The sequence below is a fragment of the Nonomuraea gerenzanensis genome (assembly GCF_020215645.1).
In the GTDB taxonomy this organism is placed as follows: domain Bacteria; phylum Actinomycetota; class Actinomycetes; order Streptosporangiales; family Streptosporangiaceae; genus Nonomuraea; species Nonomuraea gerenzanensis.
The window spans coordinates 9,975,300-9,999,429 of sequence record NZ_CP084058.1 but is presented as its reverse complement, the minus strand read 5'-3'; the positions used below and the strand labels follow the sequence as shown (position 1 = coordinate 9,999,429).

Below are 24,130 nucleotides of genomic sequence, written 5' to 3'. Positions count from 1 at the left end.
CCCGGCCCGCGCCCGCCACGCGCGGTCGCGGGCCGCGGGTGTGCGTCAGGAGGCCAGGGCCTGGTCCTCGCCGGCGCGCTGACGCCTGCGCCGGCGCCGGATCACCAGCCAGGTCACGCCCCCGGCCACCACCACGGCCACGGCCCCCGCCGCGACCGGCGACCGCCTGGCCAGCTCCATCCAGCCGAACACGGCCGCCGTCCCGCCGAACCACCACAGCGGCGCCCACGTCAGGCACCCCAGCGCGCTGGCGACCACGTACCAGGGGTAGGACACCCGCAACGCCCCCGCCACCCACGGCAGCGTGTGCCGCAGCATGGGCACCCAGAAGCACCCGTAGACGGCCAGCGCCCCCCACCGCTCGACGACGTGCTCGATCTTCTGGATCCGCTCGCGCCCGACCTTGACGCCGACGCGCGAGTCGTACAGCTTCTCGCCGAGCTTGCGGCCGACCCAGTAGTAGACCTGGAACGCTCCGAACAGCGCCAGGATGAGGACGGCTCCCACGAGCCAGTACGGCAGCCCCAGCCAGAACGGCTCGCCCGGCGCGGGGACGGCGCCGACTACCTGCCTCATGCCCGGCCCACCACCCCTCCACAAACCTAAGGCCAGCCTTACCTTACCCTTCAGGTGCGAGCCAGGGCCACACCGCCCTTGCAAGCCTCCCGCAAAAGGTGCAACCCGCCGACAACCAGCACTCAACCACCCACCCTCACTCTTGGGATGAGCCAAGAGGGGTGTTGAAGATGTCGACGAGAAGCGCAGCCGTCCTCACCAGCGGGACCGCCAACGCCGCCAAGTTGTTCGTGGCGGCCCTGGCCTTCACCAGCGCCTACGTCGGCTTCACCGCCTACAGTAACGCCGGCACGACGATCGCCGAGCCCGCCACCCAGGTCACCCTGTCGGCCCGCGAGCTGCCCATCACGGCCCCGGCCGAGCAGGTCGTCACGGCGGGCAAGGTGACGGTGGCCGTGCTGACCGAGGCGGGCCCCGGCTGCACCAAGTCCTACGTGGCGCGCAGCCGCGTGGCGCGCCCCGGCCCCGCCGGCTCGGTCTTCTACAGCTGGCGGCTGGCCCGCTGGAGCCCGTCGGCCAAGACCTGGCGCACCTACCTGGCCGACCACGACGGCTTCGCCGCTCCCGAGCGGACGGTCGAGTGGCACCCCCAGGTCACCGGCAACCCGGGCTGGTACCGGATCGAGCTGGCGGTCGAGGGTGCCGAGCCGGTCACGAGCGACCGTTTCCAGGTGAGCTGCTGACCGACTGCCTGGCGGCCTCCACCCAGCGCGGCACACCCACCCGCTCGGCCACCTCCAGCGCCTTCTCGTAGTGCTCGCGCGCGGCCTCCGGCTGGCCCAGGCGGATGGCCAGGTCGCCGAGCGTCAGCGCGACCGGCCACAGCGCCACCACGCCGGTGCCCGCGCCCGCCACCCGGTCGGCGAACGGCTTGAGCTTGTCGTAGCAGTCGACCATCCGCTCCCGGTCGTCGAGCAGCATCCCGGCCAGCGCCCGCCAGGTCATCGCCAGCTCGTACAGGAAGTCGGGGCGCACGGGCGGCCGGGTCGCGGCCACCGCCCTGGCGTCGCTCTGGTGCCCGGCCGAGGCCAGCGCCAGCGCGTACGCGTCGAGCGTCCACTTGGCGCCCCGCATGTGCGCCTCGGCCAGCAGGTCCACCATCTCGGCCGCCCGCCCGGCCACCAGGTGCAGGCAGAACCTGGTGATCAGTGGCAGGTCCTGGCGGCCCTCCAGCATGCCCGCCCGCGCGGTCATCCTGGCCGCCTCCGCGTAGGACCGCTCGGCGCCCTCGTAGTCGCCGGCGATCATCTGCCGCTGGCCCCGGTACCAGACCACGACCGCGGCGGGCGCCGACAGATCGTACTGCTTGGCCAGGCGGTCGGCCGCCGCCGCGTGCTCGTCGGCCACGCTGAACTCGCCCCTGGCCGCCGCGCACTCCAGCAGCACCAGGTGGGCCAGCGCCTGCGTGGCCATCTGCCCGGAGATCTGGGCGACCTCCAGCAGCTCCCTGCCGATGCTCTCGCGCGTGTCGACGGCGGGGATGTCGTAGGACTGCCGCAGCCGCCCGCTCAGCGCCGCCGCGATCAGCGCCGGGTCGCCGCTCTGCCGGGCCAGCTCCAGCGCCTCCAGCGACGCCTGCCGGCCCCGCTCGGGCGAGGAGGAGCCCTCCAGCTCCAGCGCCAGCGTGGTCAGCAGGCTGGCCCGCAGCCGCTGCTCGCCCGCGGGCAGCTCCATGAGCGCCTTCTCGGTGACGTCCACGATCTCCCACGCGGTGCGGGTGAAGTCGCGCGCCATGCCCTTGTGCGGCACGGCCAGCGACGCCGCCACCTTCGCGGTGATCTCCAGGTCACCCAGCGGCAGCGCGGCGTCCATGGCCTGGCGCCGCAGCAGCCGGGCCGCGTGCATGTCGCCGCACAGGGCCAGCGCCCTGATCTGGCGCAGCATCAGCCGCAGCCGCTCCTTGGCCCGCTCGGGCCGCTGCTCGCCGCTCTGCTCGTCGCCGCGCGAGCGGTCGAAGGCGGCGATGGCCTGCTCCCACAGCGTGGCCGCCTCGCGGTGCGCGAAGCGCCGCTCGGCCTGCTCGGCCGCCAGGCCCGCGTAGTGCACCGCCTTGTCGGCGGCGTCGGCCAGGTAGTAGTGGTGGGCCAGCGCCGAGACGTCGGACGGCGTGCGCTGCTCGATGACCGAGGCCACGGCGGCGTGCAGCCGGGTGCGGCGCAGCCTGGAGGCGTCGGAGTAGATCGTGTCGCGGACGAGGTCGTGGTCGAAGCGCAGCATCCCGGGGCCCGGCTCGGTGACCAGGCCCGCCAGCAGCGCCGCCTCGACGGCCTCGATCACCGACTCCTCGTCCACGGCCACCGCGACCAGCACGTCGAGGTCGACGTCGCGGCCGATCACCGCGGCCTGCAGCAGGATCTGCTGCGCCCCGGCGGGCAGCCGCGAGATGCGCCGCCGCAGCACGTCGCGCACGCCCGACGGCACCTGGGAGAGCACCTCGGTGGCGCTGGCCCGGTCGGCCGCGCCCTCGGCGTCGAGCAGGCGCACGGTCTCGCGGACGAAGAACGGGTTGCCGCCCGTGCGCTCCACGATCGACTCGACCGCGTCCTCGTCGATCTCGCGTACGCAGGTGGCCTTGACCAGCTCGGCCACGGCCTTCGGGTCGAGCCCCGACAGCCCCACCCGCAGCGGCCCCAGCCTGGCCAGCGAGGCCAGCACGTCGGACTGGCGGTCGTCGAGCTCGCTCTCCCTGCACGTCACGACGAGCAGCACCCGGCTGGTCGCCAGCAGGCTCGGCAGCGCCCGCAGCAGCGCGAGCGTCTGGTCGTCGGCCCAGTGCAGGTCCTCCAGCGTCAGCAGGACGGGGCCGCGCCGCGCCACGCCCGCCAGGTAACCGCCGACCGCACGGTGCAGCCGGAACCCGCCGGACGCCTCGTCCTCGTCGGGGTCGGGGGCGGCGTCGTCGAGCAGCGGCGCGAGGAGCTGGGCGTACTCGCCCGCGCCCGTCATGCCGATGAGCGTGCGCAGGATCTCCACCCAGGCCCAGCCGGGCGGGGTGGCGCTGGAGTCGGGGCAGGCGCCGGAGGCGGTGATCCACCCGTCGCCGCCCAGCCTGCTCTCCAGCTGGCGCAGCAGCGTGGTCTTGCCCGCGCCCGCGACGCCGGTCACGATCGCGACCTGGAACCGGCCGGTGCGCGAGGCGGCCGTGGTCAGCCTGGTCAGCTCGGCGTCGCGGCCGACGAACGGCTCGGGCTCCAGCGGCGGCGGCTCGATGGGGGCGGCGGGACGCGGCGGCCAGGTGTCGCTGACCGGCGCGGCGGGCCGCGGCGCCCGCGCGGGGGCGGGCGCCAGCTCCAGCTCGGGCGCCTGGGCCAGGATGTCGGACTCCAGCTTGCGCAGCGCGGGGCCGGGGTCGATGCCCAGCTCGTCGGCCAGGATGTTCCTGGCGCGGCGCAGCGCGGCCAGCGCGTCGCCCTGCCGGCCGCAGCGGTAGAGGCCCAGCGCCAGCAGCCGCCAGCCCTCCTCGCGCAGCGGGTGCTCGGTGGTCAGCGCCTCCAGGTCGGGCACGGTCTCGGCGTGCAGGCCGAGCCGCAGGCCCGTGTCGGCGTGCCGCTCACGGGAGACCAGGCGCAGCTCCGTCAGCCGGTTGACCTCGGCCTCGGCCCACGCCTGGTCGGCGAAGTCGGAGTAGGGGGTGCCGCGCCACAGCCCCAGCGCCTTCTCCAGACGGTCGCGGGCGGACTGCGGGTCACCCTCTTCCAGGTGCTCGCCGGCCGCGCGGACGAGCTGCTCGAAGCGCAGCGCGTCGACCTGGTCGGGGGCCACGCGCAGCGCGTAGCCGGACGCGACCGTCACCAGCAGCCGGTTGGGCCCGCCGCGCGGGCGGCCGGGCTCCAGCACGCGGCGCAGGCGCGAGATGTAGACCTGCAGCCCCGACTGCGCGCCCTTGGCCGCGTCGTCGTCCCACAGATCGTAAAGAAGCGTGTCAACCGGCACGACCTGACCTCTGGCCACGAGAAGTCGGGCGAGGACGGCCCGCTGCCGCAACCCGCCGAGGTCGAGTTCGTCGTCGTGTTCGTACGCCTCGACTGGCCCCAGAACTCGGAACGCCACCATGTCAGCCGCCACGCTATGCGGGCCTGCGAATCACGCACAAGGCCCGTGGTCGATTAGCACGCGATGGGTTTGGGATTGTCACTGGGTGGCCTTCGAGATCGCGGACGGGGGCTCCGCGCCGGCGTTCCGGCCGTTGCGCCTGCGCAGCAGCGCCCATGCGCCCAGTGCCAGGCCGCCGAACGGGATCTCGATAGTGTAAGTCCAGAAGCCGAAAAGCAGTGCGGTCGCGGTCGCCGGAGCGACCGGCACGCCGAAGGCGGAGGTCAGCAGGAGCACCACGCCGCCCTCCATGATCCCCGCCCCGCTGGGCGTGATCAGGGCGCTGGTGAGCACCCGCGACAGGGCGAAGACGGCGATCGACTGGGCCAGGCCGGGCCAGGCGCCGGTGACCTGCATGCAGACCGCCATGATTCCCCACTGGAAACCGAGGAAGAAAAGCATGCCCAGCGACAGCCCGGGCCACCGGGTGCGCACCACGCCCGCGGTGTCGGCCCGCAGGCGGTGGAAGGCCGCGGAGGCGTGCACCTTCAGCCGCAGCAGCCGGGTCACCGCGTCGAGTCCCTTGCCGAGCCAGACTGCGGCGCGCTCCCAGTAGAGCGCGACGGCCACGACCACGCAGAGCACGATGATCGAGATCGCGCCCGTCCAGCCCGCGTTGGCGACGGTGGCGTTGGGCGCCTGCCCGGCGATGAGCAGCGCGATGATCCCGACCGCGGGCAGGATGAACCTGAACAAGGTGTTCCACACGCCGCTCACCAGCGTCATGACCACGAACGCGCGGCTGGTGAAGCCCCAGCCCTTGGTCATCGCCCACGACAGCGCCACGCCGACGGCGCCGCCGAACGGCAGCAGGTTGCTGACCGCGCTGCCCGCCGCGTTGAGCGCCAGGCCCTGGAGGTTGTTCAGGCCGGGCAGGGAGTTGGTCAGCACGAACGTGTAGGCCAGCAGGCTGAGCAGCCACAGCCCGGCCATCAGCGCGATCTCCCCGGCGTCGAGCGCGCCGAACACCCGGCCGATCTCCGCCCAGGAGACCGGCTTGCCGGTCAGCGCCTGCACGATCTGGGGGAGGTAGACCACGAGCAGCACGGCCAGGCCGAGCGACAGCACGGACAGGGCGATCTGCAGCCACTTGTTCTTCATCGGGGTCCAGTCTGCCGCGTGGCGGCGGGCGGCCTCGTCGTTCTGAAGTACTAGCTGGGCCACCGGTCGAAGGGATGAGTGAGGCGGGCGCCGGGGGGCAGGTCGCGGCGGACGTACCACTCGGTGCCGAAGACGAAACGGTAGAGCGGGCGGGGCACCTTGAGCATCACGGCGAGCGTGCGGTCGCTGTCGCCGCCGCTGGCCTGGGAGGCGTGCGCGGCCATGGAGGCCCGCTTCTGCCTGGTGTATCCGCGGACGTTGACGCGGTGGGTGATCGCCTCGCCCGGTGAGTACGCGCTCTCGAACGTGCGTACGTCGAACTCCGGCGGGAACTTGTAGAACCGGCCCGCCACCCGCAGCAGCCGCAGCAGCGGGTCGCGGTTGACCGTCGCCTCCAGGACGATCTCCGTGCCCGCGATCCCGGCCGCCCGCTTGCCGACCCGGTGCACCTGCACGTGGTCGGGGTGCCCGTAGCCGCCCGCCGGGTCGTAGATGGCCAGCAGGTCGGCCTGCTCCTCCTGGAGGATCGCGGCCAGCGCCTTGGCGGCCTCCTCGGTGTCGGCGTCGATGAAGGCGTTGTCGGGCCGCTCCTCGGCGCTGCCGCCCTTGGGGCTCAGCCCGGAGTCGCCGTAGCCGAGACACTCGACGCGGGCGCAGCCGAGCAGCGCGGCCGACTCGTAGAGCTCCTTGAGCCGGGTCTCGCCCAGCGCCTCGCCCGGCTCCATCTCGGCCAGGCCGCGCTCGCCCGCCGTGGCCACCACGAGCACCACGCGGTGCCCCTCGGCGGCGAGCATCGCCATGGTGCCCGCCGTCAGCAGGGCCTCGTCGTCGGGGTGGGCATGGAAGAACACAGCGGTACGTGGAGGCACACGCCCAGATTAGTCTGGGAGGGGTGCGGATCTTTCACGTGAGTGACTGTTACCTGCCGCGACTCGGGGGGATCGAGGTCCAGGTCGCCGATCTCGTGCGGACCCAGCGGGAGGCGGGCCACGAGGTGTCGGTGGCCACCGCGACCAGGGGGGAGCCGCTGCCCGGGGTGCACAGGATCGTCGCGAAGATGCCGTTCGACCTGCCCGTGCACCCGTTCGGGGTGGGGCATCTCACACGCCGCATCGCCTCGGCGCGTCCCGATGTGGTGCACGTGCACGCGGGGGCGGTCTCGCCGTTCGCGTGGATGGGGGTGCGGGCGGCGTTCCGCGCGGGGGTGCCGTGCGTGGTGACCGTGCACAGCATGTGGGATCCGGTGACGCGGGCGATGTACCGGCTGCTGCGCCTGGTGTACGGGTGGCAGCGCTGGCGGCTGGTGGCCACCACGGTCAGCACCGCCGCGGCGGCTCCCATCAGGGCGGTGGCGGGGCCGGCGGTGCCGGTGCGGGTGGTGTCCAACGGGCTCGACCTCTCGGGCTGGGCGCCGCCTCCCGGCCGGCGGCGTGAGGCGTCGGAGGAGGTGCACATCGTGGCCGTGGGCCGGTTGGCGCCGCGCAAGCAGCCCGTGCGCCTGCTGAAGCTGCTCCAGGCGGCCCGGGCGCGGGTGCCCTCCCGGATCCCCATGCGGGCCACGATCGTCGGCGACGGGCCCGCTCGGGGCCAGATGGCGCGCTTCCTCGACCGGCACGGCATGAGCGGCTGGGTCTCGCTGCCCGGGCGGCACACCCGCGAGCAGATCGCCAAGGTGCTGGAGTCGGCCGACGTGTTCGTGGCGCCGGCGCCGCGCGAGTCGTTCGGCATCGCGGCGCTGGAGGCGCGGGCCGCGGGGGTGCCGGTGGTGGCCAGGGCGCAGAGCGGGGTCGCCGACTTCGTCAAGGACGGCACCGAGGGGCTGCTCGGGCGCACGCTCGGCGATCTGGCCAGGGCGGTGGCGCGGCTGTGCGCCGACGCCGAGCTGCGCGAGTCCATCGCGGCGCACAACCGGGCGACGCTGCCGGCGGCCGGGTCGTGGCCGACGGTGCTCGAAGGGTTCGAGCGGGCCTACGAGCAGGCCCGGGGCATGCATTCGAGCGGGCCTACGAGCAGGCCCGGGGCATGAAACCGGCCTGAACGCGAAAGGCCACCGCGGCGCCTGAGGCGCACGCGGTGGCCTGAAGACCGTGACGGGCGGTGTGAGGGGGTGGCACGCCCCCCAAGCTGCGCCACGCCCCTCCGGCAGGTGGCGCGCCCCCTACGCTCGCGCCACGCCGGTCTTGCCCGTCACGACGCGGCCACCCGCTCCGACCTGCCCCCCACAGGCGGTCGCGCGTCGGCCGCGAGCCCGAATCAGCCGCAGGCGCTGACGATCTTGGCCTGGATGTCGGGAATCTTGCTCATGGTGTCCGACGCGGCGGCGATGTTGTCGGACTTGATGCCCTCGAAGAGAGCGGCCATGTCGTTCACCGCGCTGGCGAGGTCGCCGTCGTACTTGCTCGCGAGTGACTTGAGCTTGTCGGCGGTCTCCTGGCTCGCCTTGTCGATGGCCGCGGGATCGGTGGCGGCGCTGCTCAGGGAGCTGCTGTACTCGGTGGTGATCTTGGTGATCTCCTGGCTGACCTGAGTGCAGTCAACAGCCTGGCCGATCGCACCACAGGCGGTGGTGAAAGCGGCAATGGTCAGCGTCGCGGCCGCGACGGCGAGGCGACGACGAGGGGGAGTCATTATCCGTGCCCTTCGTAGGTTTAGCGAACGAAGGGAACATTATGGGCCCAGACTTGACCGCCGCTTGCACCCCACTAACACCACGGGTATCAAGCGGGCGTAAAGCCGTGCAGCAGGACCTGCACGATCTCCTCCGGATCGGGCAGCGGAAGATCCAGGAGCCCCCGGTAGGCGACGAAGCCGGTGAACAGGTCCGTGAGCAGCCACAGGTCGGCGTTCGGCGGCAGCTCGCCGCGCTCGATCGCGCGCTCGTAGACCACCCACGACCGCTCCATCCGGGTGCGCATCGAGGTGCGGATCAGCTCGGCCACGGCCGGGTCGCGGCCCGCCTCGCCGTACACCTGCTTGGCCATGCGGGCCACGCCCGGCTGGTGCCACAGGGCGAGCGTGTCGGCGACCACCACGCGCAGGTCGCCCTCCAGGGAGCCGGTGTCGGGGATGGCGACGTGCGCGTTCATCAGGCCGGTGAGCGTTTCGAGCAGCATGTCGCGCTTGGAGGCGTAGCGGCGGAACACGCTGGCTCTGCCCACGCCTGCCGCCGCTGCGACGTCGTCCATGGTGAAGTCGAGACCGTGAGAGAGCACCAGCCCGGCAGCGGCCTGCCTGATGCGGTGGTCGACCGTGGGGTCGGGCTTGCGGCCGCGCGCAGACATTGTGATACTCCTAGTATCCGATATTCGGAGTCTCAGTATGAGGAGACGTAATGAGGGTAATCGTCGTCGGCGCGGGCGTCGCGGGGCTCGCCCTGGCGCGCGGCCTGCTCAACGCCGGGCACGAGCCCGAGGTGTACGAGGAGGCCCCCGAGCTGCGCACGGCCGGCGGCTCCGTCTCCCTCTGGCCCGGCAGCACGGCCATCCTCGAGGAGCTGAAGGCCGACTACGCGGGCATCGGCCGGCGGCTGGAGACCCTGGAGTCGTGGGCGCCCGACGGCCGGCCGCTGCTCACCGTCGATCTCACCGTGCCCGAGCGCCGCTACGGCCACCCCGTCGTGCACGTGGCCCGTCGCGAGCTGGTCGAGCTGCTCTCCGACGGCGTGCCGGTGACGTACGGCGCGCGGGTCGAGCGCGTGGTGCCCGAGCGGGCCGAGGCGCGGCTGGCGGACGGCCGCACCGTGCGCGGTGACGTGCTGGTGGGCGCCGACGGCCGCCGCTCGGTGGTGCGCGAGGCCCTGCTGGGCGACGACCGGGCGAAGCTGAGCGGCTGGGTCACCTGGCAGGGGTTCACCACCATGCCGACGGCGCTGACGGAGTCGCACCGGGCGGTGATGATCGCGGGCCGGCAGGGCCTGTGCGGGCTGATCCCGGCGGGCCGCGGACGGCTGCTGTGGTGGTTCGACGTGCGCTCGGCTCCCGGCCGGCCCTTCTGGGCCGACGACCCGCACGTGGTGGAGCGGCTGCGGGAGCGCTTCCGCGGCTGGACGGACCCGGTGCCCGGCATCCTGGAGACGATCACCGACATCGACTTCTTCCCCCACCACAAGCAGCCCATCCCCGACGTGTGGGGCAACGGCCCGACCACGCTGGCCGGCGACTCCGTGCACACCATGCCGCCCACCATGGCGCAGGGCGCCAACCAGGCGCTGGAGGACGCCTGGCTGCTGGCCCGCTCCCTGGGGGACCTGCGCGCGTACGAGCGGGCCAGGGCGAAGGTGGTGCGCAGGCCCGCCAGGATGGCGGGCACGGAGCTGACCGACAGGCAGGGGCCGATCGTGCGGCTGATCCCCGACGGGCTGGCGACGCGGGTCTACACCTCGATGCTGCGCCGCTACAGCAACCGCCTCTTGACAGCCTCCTGAGGCCGTCTGACGATGTCGCATATAGAGCAACTCGGTGCGTAATACGCAACAAGGGGTGTCGGTTGACCACCACGTCGAGCTTGATCTCCACGCTTCCCGGCCGGGCCTACACCGACCCCGAGATCTTCGCCGACGAGCAGGCCAAGATCTTCGAGAGCCTCTGGTTCTGCGCCGTGCGATCGGGTGACCTGCCGGGGCCAGGCGCGTTCAGAACCGTGCAGGTCGGCCGCGAGAGCGTGATCGTGGTGCGCGGGCGCGACGGCCTGCTGCGCGCCTTCCTCAACGTCTGCCGCCACCGGGGCGCCCGCCTGTGCCTGGAGGAGGCGGGCGAGGTCAGGCGGACGATCAGGTGCGCGTATCACGCCTGGTCCTACGACCTCGACGGCCGGCTGGCCGCCGCACCGAACCTGGCCAAGATGCCCGACATCGACCGCGTGGCGTACGGGCTGGTGCCCGTGCACCTGCGCGAGTGGCTCGGGTACGCGTGGGTGTGCCTGGCCGCCGAGCCGCCCTCGTTCGAGCAGAGCGTGACGTACGCCGCCACCGAGCGGCTCGGCGACCCCGCCGCCATCGAGCACTACCACGTGGACCGGCTCGCGCTCGGCCGCCGCATCGTCTACGACGTCAAGGCCAACTGGAAGCTCCTGGTCGAGAACTTCATGGAGTGCTACCACTGCGCCACCATCCACCCGGAGCTGACCGCCGTGCTGCCCGAGTTCGCCGGCGGCTACGCGGCGCAGTACTACGTGGGCCACGGCGCCGAGTTCGCCGAGCGGGCCGAGGGGTTCACGGTGGACGGCAGCCCTGGCTTCGGCAAGCTGCCCGGCGTGTCGCGGGAGCAGGACCGCCGCTACTACGCGATCACCGTCAAGCCCCAGGTGTTCGTGAACCTGGTGCCCGACCACGTGATCCTGCACCGCATGTACCCGATGGCGGCCGACCGCACGGTGGTGGAGTGCGACTGGCTCTACCACCCCGACGTCGTGGAGTCCGGCGCCGACCTGAGCCTGTCGGTCGAGCTGTTCCACCGGGTCAACGAGCAGGACTTCGACGCCTGCGAGCGGACCCAGCCCGGCATGTCGTCACGGGCCTACCGGGAGGGCGGGGTGCTGGTGCCCAGTGAGCACCACCTCGCCCTGTTCCATCAGTGGGTGAACCAGCGCTTGCGCGGATAGCGGACGGTGAGGCCGCCGTACTTGGCCCGGCCCGTGATGACCACGCAGAGCACGCCGGGCCGGGGCCTGCTCGGCACCTTGGACGTCGGATGGCCCCAGTCGGCCTGGAAGCCGTCCACGTTCGCCACGGCGCCCTCGGGCAGGATGATCTTGGCGGACCCGTACGTGAGATCCAGCTCGACCTCGACGACCTGATGGGGGACGACGGCCTCGGTGAAGTCCAGCTCCACGCTGCCGTACTTGGAGGACACGCGCAGCCGGCGCGGGACGGCCCAGTCACCCGAGCGCTTGACGTTGCCGTGTTTCGACCCCAGCTCCACCACGTCGCCGGCCTGCGGCTGCGCGCTCGGCAGATCCGTGATCAGCGCGAGCAGGTCGCCGTAGGTCCTGGCGGACAGCGCCGCCTCCAGCCGCTCCTCAAGCTCGGGCTGGGTCAGCCGGCCCTCGGAGAACGCCTGCTGGAGCTGCTGCGTGGTGCGCTCCCGGTCCTCGTCGGAGACCCGCATCTGCAATTCCGACATGTCCCGAGCATAGGCGTGACGGGGTTAGAACGGGAGGCGTCGTCCGGAAGGGGTGCGGAGGTCGAGAGGAGACGGGCGGCGTTCGGGACGGGGGCGGCGGATGAGCTGGACTCTCTTCACACCTCAATAGGTACCCAACAGATTGTCGTGAAGTCATCAACCTTAGGTAACGTGGTACTGATGTGGGCGGAACCGTTCGTGCATCCGGCGCTCTTCTACCGGGATGTCGACGAATATCTGGTTGCCACCACGACCTTCATCCGCGAAGGTCTGGCGGCGGGTGAGCCCGTTGCCGTGGCCGTCCCGCCGTGGAACCTCGCGCTGATCGAGGCCGAGCTCGGCGCCCAGGCCGCCGGCGTGCTGCTGCTCGACATGACCGAGGCCGGGCGCAACCCCGGGCGGATCATCCCCAACGTGCTGCGGGCCTTCGCCGACCGGCAGGATCCCGGCCGGCACGTGCGGATCATCGGCGAGCCGATCTGGGCGGGGCGCAGCGCGACGGAGTATCCGGCCTGCGCCCAGCACGAGGCGCTGATCAACCTGGCGTTCACGGGCCGGAACGTCACGATCCTGTGCCCGTACGACGTGGAGGGGCTGGCCGCCGAGGTCATCCGCGAGGCGGCGCGCACCCACCCCGTGCTGCGTGACGCGACGCGTGAGTGGGCCAGCGACGACTACGCCCCCGAGCTGGTCGTCGACGGGCACAACCGGCCGCTGGACGAGCCGGAGCGGTGCGCCTCGCTGCGCTTCGACCACACGAACCTGTCGGCGGTGCGGGTGCTGGCCGCCAGGGAGGCCGCCGCGCTGGGCTTCCACGGCGACCGGCTCGACGACATCCGGCTCGCGGTGGCCGAGCTCGGCGCCAACAGTCTCGACCACGGCGGCGGCTCCGGCGTGCTGCGGGTGTGGGCCGCGGACGACGCGCTGGTGTGCGAGGTCAGCGACACCGGCCACATCACCGACCCGCTGGTGGGCCGCAGGCCGGTCGATCCGCGTGACGCGGGCTCGCGCGGCCTGCTCATCGTCAACCTCCTCAGCGATCTGGTGCGCGTGCACACCCGCCCCGGCGCCACCGTGATCCGCGCCTACTTCAGCCTGCCCCAGAGCCTGCCCCAGAGCCCGTCCTAGCGCTCGACCTCCCGCATGCTGGGGTAGCGGGGGCCGCGCACGGCGTCCGCCGGCACGGCCGCGGCCAGCGCGTCGAGCTGCTCGGCCGTGAGTGTGACGTCCGCCGCGGCGGCGTTCTCCTCCAGGTACTTCAGCCGCTTGGTGCCGGGGATCGGCACGACGTCCTCGCCCTGGGCGAGCAGCCAGGCCAGCGAGAGCTGGGCGGCCGTCATCCCGGCGGCGTCGGCGATCTTCTTCACCTCGGCCGCCAGCGCCCGGTTGTGCTCGGCGTTCTCGCCGGTGTTGCGCGGCAGGTGGCGGCGGAAGTCGTCGGCGGGCAGCTCGTCGGCGGCGGGCAGCGCCGCCGACAGCAGGCCGCGGCTGATCGGCGAGTACGCCACCAGCCCGATCCCCAGCTCCCTGGCCGCCGGCAGGATCTCCGCCTCCAGCCCCCTGGTGAACAGGGAGTACTCGCTCTGCAGGGCCGCGATCGGGTGGACGGCGTCCGCCTGGCGCAGGGTGTCGGCGCTCACCTCCGACAGGCCGAGATAGCGGACCTTGCCCTGCTGGACCAGCTCGGCCATGGCGCCGACCGACTCCTCGACGGGCACGTCGGGGTTGCGGCGGTGCATGTAGTACAGGTCGATGTGCTCGACGCCGAGCCGGCGCAGCGAGGCGTCGCAGGCCGCCCTGATGTACTCGGGGCTGTTCTCCACCGTGCGGGTGTCGCCGTCACGCTTGATGCCGAACTTGGTGGCCAGCACGACCTCGTCGCGCCGGTCCCTGATGGCCCGGCCGACCAGCTCCTCGTTGGCGCCGCGGCCGTACATGTCGGCTGTGTCCAGAAAATTCATGCCAAGGTCGAGAGCGCGGTGAATGACCGCGATCGACTCCTTCTCGTCGCCCTGGCCGTAGAACTCGGACATGCCCATGCAGCCGAGCCCGAGCGCGGAGACCTCGAGGCCGCCGCTGCCGAGAGTGCGCCTGTTCATGCTTGCAGCCCCCTGCGATAGTTGTCGATCTTGTAGTCCAGGACCTCCAGGTCCTGGCTGAGCTGGGCGATCCTGGCGCTGACGCGCTCCCGGTGCAGCTCCAGCATCCGCCTGCGGTCGTCCGCGGTCCGCGGGCCCAGCCGGCGCAGCTCCGCGTACCGGCACATGTCGGCGATCGGCATGCCCGTCGTGCGCAGTCTGGTGAGGAACTCCAGCCACTGGAGGTCCTCCTCCGCGTAGTCGCGGTGGCCGCTGCTGTTGCGGCCCACGGAGTGGATCAGCCCGATGCGCTCGTAGTAGCGCAGCGTGTGAGCGCTCAGGCCGGACCGCTGCGCGGCCTCCTGGATCGTCATGCGTCCAGGGTGGACCTTAGAGCGCGCTCCAAGTCAAATCCGTGGTGCGGGTGGCCGCCCGCACCCTGAGGGGGCTGCCCCTACCGGGGGTCACGTACGAGCAGGTCATGGGCTACCAGTAAGGGTCGGTCAGACCAAGGGATTAGGGGGTACTTCAGGGCCCGTTCGGGTTCATCTCCGATGTTCGCAAAGGCCGCGTTCCACGAGCTTGAAGGCATGAAGGGATTGCTTGTCAGCGGTTTTGCGGCCATCGGCGCGGGGAGCGGCGCGATGCTCACCCTGCACGCCGGATCCGACCTGGATCCGTTCCACAGCGTGATCAGCGAGTACGTCTGGCAGTCGGCCGGCTGGCTGCTGCCCGCCTCGCTGACCCTCTTCGCCGCGGGCGCGGCGCTGATCGCCGAGGCGACGCGCCGCGCCGGGATGAGCCGCTGGATCGTCGCGCTGCTGCTGGCGTGGGGGGCGAGCATGTTCCTGATCGGAGCCTTCCCGACCGACCGCCCCGGCGTGCCGCTGTCGTTGTCGGGCGGCATCCACCGGTACGCCGCCTTCGCCGCCTTCCTGGTCATGCCCGCGGCCGGGCTGCTCCTGGCCAGGGCCAGGATCCGGTACGCCGGGGCGATGCGGCTGCTCAGCATGCTGGCCGTGGGCGCGCTGGTGCTGGTCGTGATCCCGTACGTGGTGCGCATGTTCGGCATCCCGCTGAGCAACGAGGACATCCCGGCGGGCGTGACCCAGCGGGCCGTGGTCGTGACCGAGCTGGGCGTGCTGACGCTGGCCGGGCTGTCGCTGCTCAGGCCGTCGGCCCGGCGCGCGGTGTCGCCGGTCATGGCGTGACACGCCAGGCTTGAAAGGCGCCGCCCGGGAAAGAGGAGGACCCCGACCTCTGACTTCAGGAGTGGCTGAGATGACGATTCTGATCGCGTACGACGGATCCGACGACTCCAAGGCCGCCGTCGCCTTCGCGGGCAAGCTGTTCCCCGGGCAGCACGCGGTCGTGCTGACGGTGTGGGAGCGGCTGGCGATGACCTCGGCCAGGACGTCGGCGGGGCTCATGGTGGCGGTCGACCAGTCGGGCGTGGAGGACGAGGCCATCGGGCAGGCGATGTCCGAGCTGGCCCGGCACGGGGCCGAGCTGGCCAGGGAGGCCGGCCTGGACGCGACCCCGCGCTGCGACGTGGACTCCGTGGCCGTGTGGTCGACCATCGTGGACGTGGCAGACGAGCTGGACGCCCAGCTCATCGTGACCGGCACCAGGGGGCTGGGCGGGGTGCGCTCCCTGTTGCTGGGCAGCACGTCGGACCGGGTGCTGCACCACGCGCACCGGCCGGTGCTGGTGGTGCCGGGACCGAACGGCAAGGGCGGCTGACCTGCACCGAGCCGCCTTGGCCCGCCTTGAGCCGCCTTGAGACGTTCACCTGGGCGTTGGTGCGGGCTGCCGGTGCGATGCGGCAGAGTGGGTGCCTCCTGAGAGGGGGCAGGCGTTGCCGGACGAGCTCGCCAGGCGGCTGGGCACCACCGACGCGGTGGTCGTGGGACTGAGCGCGATGATCGGCGCGGGGGTGTTCGCCGCGTTCGCCCCCGCCGCCGCGGCAGCGGGCCACTGGCTGCTCGCCTCGCTGGCGCTGGCCGCCGTCGTCGCGTACTGCAACGCCACCTCCTCGGCCCGGCTGGCGGCGCTGTATCCCGAGTCCGGCGGCACCTACGTCTACGGCAGGCGCCGCCTCGGGCCCCTGTGGGGCTACCTGGCGGGCTGGGGCTTCACCGTCGGCAAGACGGCCTCCTGCGCGGCGATGGCGCTCACGTTCGGCTCCTACGCCATGCCCGGCCTCGAACGGCCGCTCGCGATCGTCGCGGTGGCGGTGCTGACCGTGCTCAACCTGTTCGGCGTGCGGCGGTCGGCGGGCGTGGCGCGGGTCATCGTGGCGTTCGTGCTGGCCGTGCTGGTCATGGTGATCGCGGTCGGGCTGCTGGGCGAGGACTCGGCCGCCTCCGGCTGGTTCTCCTACGCGCCGGCGTCCGAGGCGTTCCTGCGTAACGCGGCCGGGGTCCACCCGGCCGACGGGTGGGGGATCATGCAGGGGGCCGGGCTGCTGTTCTTCGCGTTCGCCGGGTACGCCAGGATCGCCACCCTGGGCGAGGAGGTGCGCGATCCCGCCCGCACCATCCCCAGGGCCGTCGGCATCGCGCTGGGCATCACGCTGGCCGTCTACGCGCTGGTCGCCGTGGCCGCGCTGCGCACGCTGCGGCCCGAGCTGCTGGCCGCCTCCGCCGCGCCGCTGGCCGACCTGGTCAGGGAGGCCGGGTTCGGCGGGCTGGCGCCGGTGGTGCGCGCCGGGGCGGCGGTGGCGGCGCTGGGCGCGCTGCTGGCGCTGCTGCTGGGCGTCTCCCGCACGGTGCTGGCCATGGCGCGCGAGCGCGACCTGCCCGGCGTGCTGGCCGCCGTGGACCCGGTGCGGCAGGTCCCCAGGCGGGCCGAGCTGGCCGTCGGCGGCGCGGTGCTCGTGCTGCTGCTCGTGGCCGACCTGCGGGAGGCGATCGGGTTCTCCTCGTTCGGCGTGCTCGTCTACTACGCCGTCGCCAACGCCTGCGCGCTGACCCTGCGCCGCGACGAGGGCGCGCCGCCGCGCGCCGTGCCCGTGCTGGGGCTGGTGCTGTGCCTGGCGCTGGCGGCCACGCTGCCGGGCGCGTCGGTGGTGGCGGGGCTGGCGGTGTTCGCGGCGGGGCTGCTGATCTACGCGGTACGGCTCACCCGCCGGTGATCTACCCGGTACGGCGTCGTACCGGCCAGTGATCTACGCGGTACGGCGTCGTACCGGGCCGGTGATCCACGCGGCACGGCGGCGCGCTGTTGACGCAGGTCGTACGACGGCCTAGGTTGGCGCCCACACCGACCAGCCGGTATGGAGGCGCGCATGCCCACCGTCGAGACCCTGCGCGGCCCCGTGGACGTCGACGAGCTCGGGCAGACGCTGATGCACGAGCACGTCTTCGTGGTGGCCACCGAGCACCTGGACAACTACGGCAGGGGCGCCTGGTGGGACGAGGAGTTCCGGGTGGCGGACGCGGTCACCAAGCTCAACGCGGTGGCCGCCAAGGGCGTGCGCACGATCGTCGACCCGACGGTCTGGGGCCTGGGCCGCTACATCCCGCGCGTCCAGCGGATCGCCGAGCAGGTGCCCGGCCTGCACATCATCGCCGCCACCGGCATCTACTCCTTCGAGGAGCTGCCCCACCAGTACGAGCACCGCGGCCCCGGCCTGTTCATCGACTGCCCCGACCCGATGATCGACGACTTCGTCCGCGACCTCACCGAGGGCATCGCCGACACCGGCGTCAAGGCCGCCTTCCTCAAGTGCGTGGTCGAGGCCAAGGGCCTGACGCCGGGCGTCGAGCGCATCTGCCGGGCCGTCGCCCAGGCCCACGTGCGCACCGGCGCGCCGATCACCGTGCACACGAACGCGTTCACGCAGAGCGGGCTGATCGCGCTCGACCTGTTCGCCAAGGAGGGCGTGAACCTGGAGAAGGTCGTCGTCGGGCACGCCGGCGACAGCAACGACCTCGACTACCTCATGCGGCTGGCCGACACGGGCGCAATCCTCGGGATGGACCGATTCGGTCTGGACGTCTACAACCCCACGCAGCAGCGCGTGGCCACGATCGCGGCCCTCTGCCAGCGGGGATACGCCGATCGCATGGTGCTCAGCCACGATACGGCCTGCTTCATGGACTATTTCGGCGACGCCTGGGACGAGGCCCGCCGTACGCTGGCGCCGAACTGGCGCTACGATCACATTCACGACGACGTCTTGGCCGCCCTGCTCGACTCGGGTGTGACCGATGACCAGATTGAGCAGATGCTGGTGTTCAACCCGAAGCGCTACTTCTCGTAAAGTAAGTGGATCGGGAGAGCGACGCGGGTAGGTGGAGCTGGGTGACTTCGGAGCAGGCCTTGTCGATCAGCCTCGGGCTCCAGGGACCCTGCGTCATCGCGCGGTTGACGGGGGACTTCGACTTCGGGTCCGCGGCCGAGGTGCGCGACCGCGTCACCAAGGCGCTCGATCTCACGCAGCCCCCGATGCTGGTCATCGACATGCAGGCCGTCAGCGTCTGTGACTCCTCCGGTCTGTCGGTGCTGGTCTACCTGCACAAGGCGGTCACGGCCTCCGGCGGGCGGCTGCTGCTGTCGGGGCTCAACGGCCGGTGCAAGCATCTGTTCGCGATCACCGCGCTGGACAAGTTCTTCGATATCCGCAGTACAGCGGAGCTGGCCATCGCCGAGCTCAACGAAGAGGGGAATTCGCCGCCGTTTACCGGGTAGTCCCCGTGCATGTCGGCCGAAGAGCCCGATCTGCTCGGTACGTACCTCGAGCAGATCGGAAAGACCCCCTTGCTCTCCGCCGCGGACGAAGTGGAGCTCGCCCGGCGGATCGAGGCAGGCCTGTACGCGGGCCATCTGATCGAGCGTGGTGAGGGCACGCCAGAACTCGAACTCGTCGCGCTCGATGGCAAGCGCGCCAAGGACCTGCTCATCAGGTCCAACCTCCGGCTCGTGGTGTCCGCCGCCAGGCGGTACTCCTACCGGGGGCTGCCCCTGCTCGACATCATCCAGGAGGGCAACCTCGGGCTGATCAGGGCGGTGGAGAAGTTCGACTACACGCGGGGATACAAGTTCTCCACGTATGGGATGTGGTGGATCCGCCAGGCCATCGAGCGCGGCATCCACGACAAGAGCCGTACCGTGCGGCTGCCGATCCACGTCGCGGAGGAGCTGTCGCGGCTGATCAGGGTGGAGCGGCAGCTCGCCGCCGAGCTGGGCCACGAGCCGACGGACGCGGAGCTGGCGCAGGTGGCCGAGCGGTCGCCCGGCCAGGTCGCCGCGTTACGCAGGCTGGGTCAGGACATGGTCAGCCTGGACATCCCCGTGGGCGAGCACGGCGAGGGCCGGATCGGCGACATGATCGCCGACGACGACGGGCTCCAGGTGCAGGAGCTGACCGAGCGCCGCGCGCTCAGCGCGGAGCTGTGCCAGGTGGTCACCACCCTGCCGCCGCGGGAGGCGTTCGTGATCAGGCTCAGGTACGGGCTGACCGGGGAGGAGGTCCACACCTACACGGAGATCGCGCAGCATCTCGGTCTCACCAGGGAGCGCATCAGGCAACTGGAGAAGCAGGCGTTGAGACGGCTCAGGCAAGGGGGGCCGTTGCTGGCGTGGGCCTCCTGACCCCGCCAGGTTGCGGGCGGATAAGCCCGAGATAAAGGGATAACCGTTTCGTATCGGATCATCCCCGGCAAACCCCAGATAGCGGGCTGCCTGGTAGTAGTCGGACACGTACGTGTCGCTGCCACAGGGGGGAGCGACTGTCTCGACATGGGGGCGAAATGTTCAAACGCCTTGCTGCCACGGCCTTAGTGGCTGCCGCCGCGACCACGCTGATGGCCGCGCCCGCCGAAGCCGCCACCTCGAGCGCGCAGCTCATCCGCACGAAGTCCTACTGGGGCAAGTGCGAGGACACCTGCCGGGTCAAGGTGCGGATCACCAACATCTCCCGCAAGAACCTCTTCAACGTCAAGCTCAACGTCAACCTGAAGGTGAACGGCCGCAAGGTCGGCTCCTGCTACGCCAACGTGGGCCGCATCGCGGCACGCAAGGTCCGCTACACGGGTTGCACCGTGCGGACCGCCAAGCTGGCGGAGGCGTGGAACGACTACATCGACGGCTACCGGGACTTCAACACCTACGCGAGCACGTACGTGTCGTACAGGTACTACCGCTGAGATGTGGCTGAAAGGGGCCGGTCCGGCCGGCCCCTCCTGGCTCACGCGGTGACGAGGAGCGCTACTCCGATCAGCACCACGACCGGCACGAGCCACATCACGACCTCGCCCGCGAACTCCTTGTACATCGCGTAAGTCTCCTTAGGTCAGGGGTGGGGGCAAACGCCAATGCGCAGCATAGCCGCCCCCGCCCGCTGCTCGATCCTCAGGCCGTTCCCGCCGGGCGCCGCCCTCAGGCACGTTCCCGCCGGGCTGGGCCCTCAGGCGGTGACGGCTCCGTCCGACGCGGAACCGACCGTGGCCACGTACTTGGTCAGCACTCCCCGCTCGACCTCCCGCTCAGGCCGCACCCACGCGGCCCGCCGCTCGGCCAGCTCGGCCTCGGGCACCAGCAGGTCGAGGGTCCCGGCGGCGCTGTCGATCACCACGGAGTCGCCGTCGCGCACCAGCGCGATCGGCCCGCCGCGATAGGCCTCGGGCGCCACGTGCCCGATCACCAGCCCGTGCGAGACCCCGCTGAAGCGGCCGTCGGTGACCAGCGCCACCGAGCTGCCCAGGCCCCGGCCGACCAGCGGGCCGGTGATGGAGAGCATCTCGCGCATGCCGGGGCCGCCCGCCGGGCCCTCGTAGCGGACCACGATGACGTCCCCGGCCACGATCCGGCCCTCCTGGATGGCGACGTAGCAGTCGCTCTCGGAGTCGAACACCCGGGCCGGCCCCTCGTGGCGGAAGTCGTCCTTGCCGCCCAGCTTGAGCACGCACCCGTCGGGCGCCAGCGAGCCGCGCAGGATGGCCAGCGCGCCGCGCCGCTTGAACGGCCGCTCCGCGCTCGCCACCACCTCCTGGCCCGGCGTCTCCCGCGCCTGCGCGCCCACCTCGGCCAGCGTGCGGCCGTCCACCAGCGTGACGTTCTCGCGCAGCAGGCCCGCCTCCAGCAGGCGGCGCACCACCAGCGAGGTGCCGCCGGCCCGCCACAGGTCCAGCGCGGTGGCGTCGCCGCCGCTCGGCTTGAGCCCGGTGATGATCGGGACCTGGCGGCAGACCTCGCCGATCCGGTCGATCTCCAGCGGCAGCCCGGCCTCGCGGGCGATGGCCAGCAGGTGCAGCACGGCGTTCGTGGAGCCGCCCATGGCCGCCACCGACACGATCGCGTTGTGCAGGGCGTCCTCGGTGAGCACGCGCGACGGGCGGGCGCCGGCGGCCAGCGCGCGCATGGCCAGTTCACCGATCCGGCGGGCCGCCGCGCCCTTCTCCTCGGCCACCGCCGGGATGTCGCCGATGCCGAACGGGGCCAGGCCGAGGAACTCGGCGACCGTGCCCATGGTGTTGGCGGTGTACTGGGCGGCGCAGGTGCCCGCGCCCGGGCAGGCGTGGCGGGCCAGGTCGTCGAGGTCGGCCTGGTCCATGCGGCCGACCTCGCGCTCGCCGAGCGCCTCCCACATGTCCTGGATGGTCACGTCGCGCCCGCGCCAGCGGCCCGGCATCATGCTGCCGCTGTAGAGGACCACCGACGGCACGTCCAGCCGGGCCAGCGCCATGATCGCCGCCGGGACGGTCTTGTCGCAGCCGACGATGGCCACCAGCGCGTCGAACTGGTGGGCGCGGCCCATCAGCTCGATCGAGTCGGCGATGACCTCCCGGCTGATCAGTGAGGTGCGCATGCCGGGGGTGTGCATGGTGAGGTTGTCGGAGACCGCGATGGTGTTGAACTCCATCGGCAGCCCACCGGCGGCGCGCACGCCCTCGGCCACCTCGGCGGCCAGCTCGCGGTGGTTCAGGTTGCACGGCATGGTGCCGGTCCAGGTGGAGGCGATGCCGACCACGGGGCGGCGCATCTCCTCCTCCGACACGCCCATGGCGTACAGGTGGGAGCGGGCCGGTGCGCGGTCGGGATCGTCGGCGATGCTCACGAGGTTCCTCCGATGTACGGGTTGCGGCACCACAATGATCCAATGTCCGGATCAGGCGGTGACCCCCGGCCCCCTCACTGCTCGCGCATGCCCCAGGGGGAGCCGTACTCGACCAGCAGGTCCAGGAACGGCCGCGGCGCGAACGCCTCGGGCCCCAGCACGCCCGTGCCCTGCCAGACCCCGGTGGCCAGCAGCTCCAGGGCGATCACCGGGTTGACGGCGGTCTGCCAGACGACGGCCTGCGAGCCGTACTCGCGCATCGACCACTGGTTGTCCACCACGTGGTAGAGGTACACCTCGCGGGCCCGGCCGTCCTTGACGCCCTTGACCCAGGTGCCGGCGCACGTCTTGCCGTGCATGCGCGCGCCCAGCTCGGCCGGGTCGGGCAGCACGGCGGCGACCACGTCGCGCGGCGACACCCTGGCGGTGCCCTGGTCGGTCCTGACGGCGACCGGCTCGGTGCGGTCCACGCCGAGCGCGTGCAGCGTCTTGAGGGTGCCGATGAACTCCTCGCCCAGCCCGTACTTGAACGTCACCCGCTGCGCCGGGATCCACCTGGGCACCAGCACGACCTCTTCGTGCTCGACGTTCACGCACTCCACCGGGCCGATGCCGTCGGGGAAGTCGAAGATCTCCGGCTCGCTGAACGGCTCGGTGGTGTACCAGCCGCGGCTGCGCTCGTAGATGAGGGGCGGGTTGAGGCACTCCTCGATCGTGGTCCAGATGGAGAAGGAGGGGGCGAAGTCGTAGCCGTCCACGGTCAGGTTCGCGCCGTCCCTGATGCCGATCTCCTCGATCTCGTCGAAGAGCTCGTCGGCGGCGTGCCGGGCGAAGACGTCGGCCAGGCCGGGCTCGACACCCATGCCGACCAGCGCCAGCCTGCCCCGTGCGGCCCACTCGGGCGCGCGGGCGAACTGCTCGTCACCCAGCTTGACGCCGACCTCCTGGTACGGGCGGTCCGGGTGCGGCTTGGACATCGACATGGCCATGTCCAGGTAGTCGACGCCCGCGGCGAGGGCGGCCTCGAACAGCGGCAGCACGAACCGGGGGTCGGTGGCGTTGAGCAGGACGTCGCAGCGGTGCTCGGCCAGCAGCGCGGTGACGGCGCCGGTGTCGGCGGCGTCGATCCTGACGGGGGTGAACCTGGCGGCCTCGTCACCGAGCGCGGCGACGGCCGCCTTGGCGCGGGGGAGGTCGTAGTCGGCGACCACCATGTGGTCGAAGAAACGTCGGCGGGCGGCGATCCGGGTGATGGCGGTGCCCACGCCGCCGGCACCCACAAGAAGGATACGCATGACGATAGATCCCCTTTTATGGCTTTTTTGGGGGGTGTGTCCTACATCAAACGCTTGTAGGCTTATCAACGTCAATGGCGTTGGCATAAGGGAGGCGTTCCATGGCCAAGCGGGTGGTGCCGGAAGCGGCACGCCGGCGGCGGCGGCCCACCAAACAGGGCCAGGTGCTCACCCACGCGCTCATCGTCGAGACCGCCCTGCGCATGCTGCACGAGCACGGGCCCGCCGGCCTCACCGCCCGCCGCCTGGGCCTGGCGCTCGGCGCCGACGCCAGCACCGTCTACCGCTACTTCCGCGGCATGGACGACCTGATCCTGGCCATCGCGGACGAGCTGTTCGGCCGGGCCATGGCGTCCTTCCGGCCCCGCGGCGACTGGCGGGCCGACCTGCGCGAGCTGGGCACCCGCATCCACAACGCCTACCTGGCGCATCCGCAGGCCGCCGTGCTGACCGCCAGCCGGGTCACCGGCCGCCCGAACGAGGTGGCCGGCGACGAGACCATCCTCGGCATCCTGCGCGGGGCCGGGTTCGCGGACGCGGACGCCGTACGGATCTACCACGCCTTCATCGACCAGAGCCTGGCCTTCGCCATCCTCGACGCCGCCACCCTCGCCCTGCCCAAGGCGGCGCGGGAGGCCGACGAGGAGGTGTGGCGCGACACCTACGCCCGGCTGCCCGCCAGCACCCACCCCAACATCGCGGCCACCGCGCCGCTGCTGGTGGCCAGGATGAACGACAGCGCCTACCCGACGGCACTCGACCTGCTGCTCACCAGCGCGGCGGCCCAGCTCGCGGGGTAAGCCCTCC

The 24,130-nt window shown here is 72.0% G+C and carries 24 protein-coding genes; 13 read left to right on the top strand and 11 right to left on the bottom strand.

The features are described 5' to 3' along the window. Positions 1–45: 45 nt before the first annotated feature. Positions 46–576 (bottom strand): DedA family protein, encoded by a 531-nt coding sequence (locus LCN96_RS46460; RefSeq protein WP_225268790.1) that lies wholly within the window; start codon positions 574–576, stop codon positions 46–48. Positions 577–746: 170 nt separating this feature from the next. On the opposite strand from LCN96_RS46460, the gene LCN96_RS46455 reads away from it, so the two are divergent. After that, entirely contained in the window at positions 747–1,259 is a 513-nt protein-coding gene (locus LCN96_RS46455; protein ID WP_225268789.1) for a hypothetical protein, read from the top strand. Here the strand turns inward: LCN96_RS46455 and LCN96_RS46450 are convergent. The 3 genes from LCN96_RS46450 to LCN96_RS46440 all read right to left on the bottom strand — a co-directional run bounded on the left by LCN96_RS46450 (position 1,228) and on the right by LCN96_RS46440 (position 6,638). Continuing rightward, positions 1,228–4,629: a BTAD domain-containing putative transcriptional regulator gene (locus tag LCN96_RS46450; RefSeq protein WP_225268788.1), complete on the bottom strand. Its 3,402-nt coding sequence runs from the start codon at positions 4,627–4,629 to the stop codon at positions 1,228–1,230. The genes LCN96_RS46455 and LCN96_RS46450 overlap by 32 nt on opposite strands. A gap of 78 nt (positions 4,630–4,707) precedes the next feature. Continuing rightward, positions 4,708–5,769, bottom strand: coding sequence for a lysylphosphatidylglycerol synthase domain-containing protein (locus LCN96_RS46445; protein ID WP_225268787.1), 1,062 nt, complete (start codon positions 5,767–5,769; stop codon positions 4,708–4,710). A 50-nt stretch (positions 5,770–5,819) separates the two neighbouring features. Beyond that, positions 5,820–6,638 carry a PIG-L deacetylase family protein gene (locus LCN96_RS46440; RefSeq protein WP_225268786.1) on the bottom strand — a complete coding sequence of 273 codons (819 nt, stop codon included), beginning with the start codon at positions 6,636–6,638 and terminating at the stop codon, positions 5,820–5,822. Between the two features lie 38 nt (positions 6,639–6,676). On the opposite strand from LCN96_RS46440, the gene LCN96_RS46435 reads away from it, so the two are divergent. Further along, positions 6,677–7,795 (top strand): glycosyltransferase, encoded by a 1,119-nt coding sequence (locus LCN96_RS46435; RefSeq protein WP_225268785.1) that lies wholly within the window; start codon positions 6,677–6,679, stop codon positions 7,793–7,795. Positions 7,796–8,022: 227 nt separating this feature from the next. Here LCN96_RS46435 and LCN96_RS46430 read toward each other — a convergent pair whose 3' ends face one another. Continuing rightward, positions 8,023–8,397 (bottom strand): hypothetical protein, encoded by a 375-nt coding sequence (locus LCN96_RS46430; RefSeq protein WP_225268784.1) that lies wholly within the window; start codon positions 8,395–8,397, stop codon positions 8,023–8,025. Positions 8,398–8,486: 89 nt separating this feature from the next. After that, positions 8,487–9,050: a TetR-like C-terminal domain-containing protein gene (locus LCN96_RS46425; RefSeq protein ID WP_225268783.1), complete on the bottom strand. Its 564-nt coding sequence runs from the start codon at positions 9,048–9,050 to the stop codon at positions 8,487–8,489. Positions 9,051–9,100: 50 nt separating this feature from the next. Between LCN96_RS46425 and LCN96_RS46420 the strand changes: the two genes are divergently transcribed. Together LCN96_RS46420 and LCN96_RS46415 are read left to right on the top strand one after the other, a co-directional pair. After that, the gene (locus LCN96_RS46420) at positions 9,101–10,192 is read left to right on the top strand and encodes an FAD-dependent oxidoreductase (protein ID WP_225268782.1); all 1,092 of its coding nucleotides are present in this window, start codon (positions 9,101–9,103) and stop codon (positions 10,190–10,192) included. 62 nt (positions 10,193–10,254) lie between these two features. Beyond that, complete coding sequence (locus tag LCN96_RS46415) at positions 10,255–11,367, top strand: aromatic ring-hydroxylating oxygenase subunit alpha (protein WP_225268781.1); 1,113 nt, start codon at positions 10,255–10,257, stop codon at positions 11,365–11,367. Here LCN96_RS46415 and LCN96_RS46410 read toward each other — a convergent pair. Beyond that, positions 11,337–11,888 (bottom strand): DUF1707 SHOCT-like domain-containing protein, encoded by a 552-nt coding sequence (locus LCN96_RS46410; RefSeq protein WP_225268780.1) that lies wholly within the window; start codon positions 11,886–11,888, stop codon positions 11,337–11,339. The two genes, LCN96_RS46415 and LCN96_RS46410, sit on opposite strands and share 31 nt — an antisense overlap. Before the next feature lie 180 nt (positions 11,889–12,068). Between LCN96_RS46410 and LCN96_RS46405 the strand changes: the two genes are divergently transcribed. Beyond that, a complete protein-coding gene (locus tag LCN96_RS46405) occupies positions 12,069–13,016 on the top strand; it encodes a sensor histidine kinase (RefSeq protein WP_225268779.1) in 948 nt (315 codons plus the stop codon). Here LCN96_RS46405 and LCN96_RS46400 read toward each other — a convergent pair. Both LCN96_RS46400 and LCN96_RS46395 read right to left on the bottom strand, forming a co-directional pair. After that, the gene (locus LCN96_RS46400; protein ID WP_225268778.1) at positions 13,013–13,987 is read right to left on the bottom strand and encodes an aldo/keto reductase; all 975 of its coding nucleotides are present in this window, start codon (positions 13,985–13,987) and stop codon (positions 13,013–13,015) included. The two genes, LCN96_RS46405 and LCN96_RS46400, sit on opposite strands and share 4 nt — an antisense overlap. Beyond that, positions 13,984–14,340 (bottom strand): MerR family transcriptional regulator, encoded by a 357-nt coding sequence (locus LCN96_RS46395; protein WP_225268777.1) that lies wholly within the window; start codon positions 14,338–14,340, stop codon positions 13,984–13,986. Before LCN96_RS46395 ends, LCN96_RS46400 begins: the two co-directional genes overlap by 4 nt. Positions 14,341–14,556: 216 nt before the next feature. Here LCN96_RS46395 and LCN96_RS46390 point away from each other — a divergent pair, with 216 nt between their 5' ends. From LCN96_RS46390 to LCN96_RS46360, 7 genes are all read left to right on the top strand, one after another. Continuing rightward, a complete protein-coding gene (locus LCN96_RS46390; protein WP_225268776.1) occupies positions 14,557–15,177 on the top strand; it encodes a DUF998 domain-containing protein in 621 nt (206 codons plus the stop codon). Between the two features lie 70 nt (positions 15,178–15,247). Then, positions 15,248–15,709, top strand: coding sequence for a universal stress protein (locus LCN96_RS46385; protein ID WP_225268775.1), 462 nt, complete (start codon positions 15,248–15,250; stop codon positions 15,707–15,709). Between the two features lie 115 nt (positions 15,710–15,824). Then, a complete protein-coding gene (locus LCN96_RS46380; RefSeq protein ID WP_225268774.1) occupies positions 15,825–17,102 on the top strand; it encodes an APC family permease in 1,278 nt (425 codons plus the stop codon). Between the two features lie 153 nt (positions 17,103–17,255). Then, positions 17,256–18,233: a phosphotriesterase family protein gene (locus LCN96_RS46375; protein ID WP_225268773.1), complete on the top strand. Its 978-nt coding sequence runs from the start codon at positions 17,256–17,258 to the stop codon at positions 18,231–18,233. Positions 18,234–18,274: 41 nt separating this feature from the next. Next, on the top strand, positions 18,275–18,661 hold the full coding sequence (locus LCN96_RS46370; protein ID WP_168010020.1) for an STAS domain-containing protein: 387 nt from the start codon (positions 18,275–18,277) through the stop codon (positions 18,659–18,661). Between the two features lie 9 nt (positions 18,662–18,670). Next, the gene (locus LCN96_RS46365; RefSeq protein WP_225268772.1) at positions 18,671–19,564 is read left to right on the top strand and encodes a sigma-70 family RNA polymerase sigma factor; all 894 of its coding nucleotides are present in this window, start codon (positions 18,671–18,673) and stop codon (positions 19,562–19,564) included. A gap of 188 nt (positions 19,565–19,752) precedes the next feature. Next, entirely contained in the window at positions 19,753–20,118 is a 366-nt protein-coding gene (locus tag LCN96_RS46360; protein ID WP_225268771.1) for a hypothetical protein, read from the top strand. Positions 20,119–20,378: 260 nt separating this feature from the next. Here LCN96_RS46360 and ilvD read toward each other — a convergent pair whose 3' ends face one another. Both ilvD and LCN96_RS46350 read right to left on the bottom strand, forming a co-directional pair. Then, positions 20,379–22,028 (bottom strand): dihydroxy-acid dehydratase, encoded by a 1,650-nt coding sequence (ilvD, locus tag LCN96_RS46355; protein WP_225268770.1) that lies wholly within the window; start codon positions 22,026–22,028, stop codon positions 20,379–20,381. Positions 22,029–22,102: 74 nt separating this feature from the next. Further along, positions 22,103–23,323, bottom strand: coding sequence for a saccharopine dehydrogenase family protein (locus tag LCN96_RS46350; protein ID WP_225268769.1), 1,221 nt, complete (start codon positions 23,321–23,323; stop codon positions 22,103–22,105). Between the two features lie 101 nt (positions 23,324–23,424). Between LCN96_RS46350 and LCN96_RS46345 the strand changes: the two genes are divergently transcribed. Continuing rightward, entirely contained in the window at positions 23,425–24,123 is a 699-nt protein-coding gene (locus LCN96_RS46345; protein WP_225268768.1) for a TetR/AcrR family transcriptional regulator, read from the top strand. The last annotated feature ends 7 nt before the right edge of the window (positions 24,124–24,130 follow it).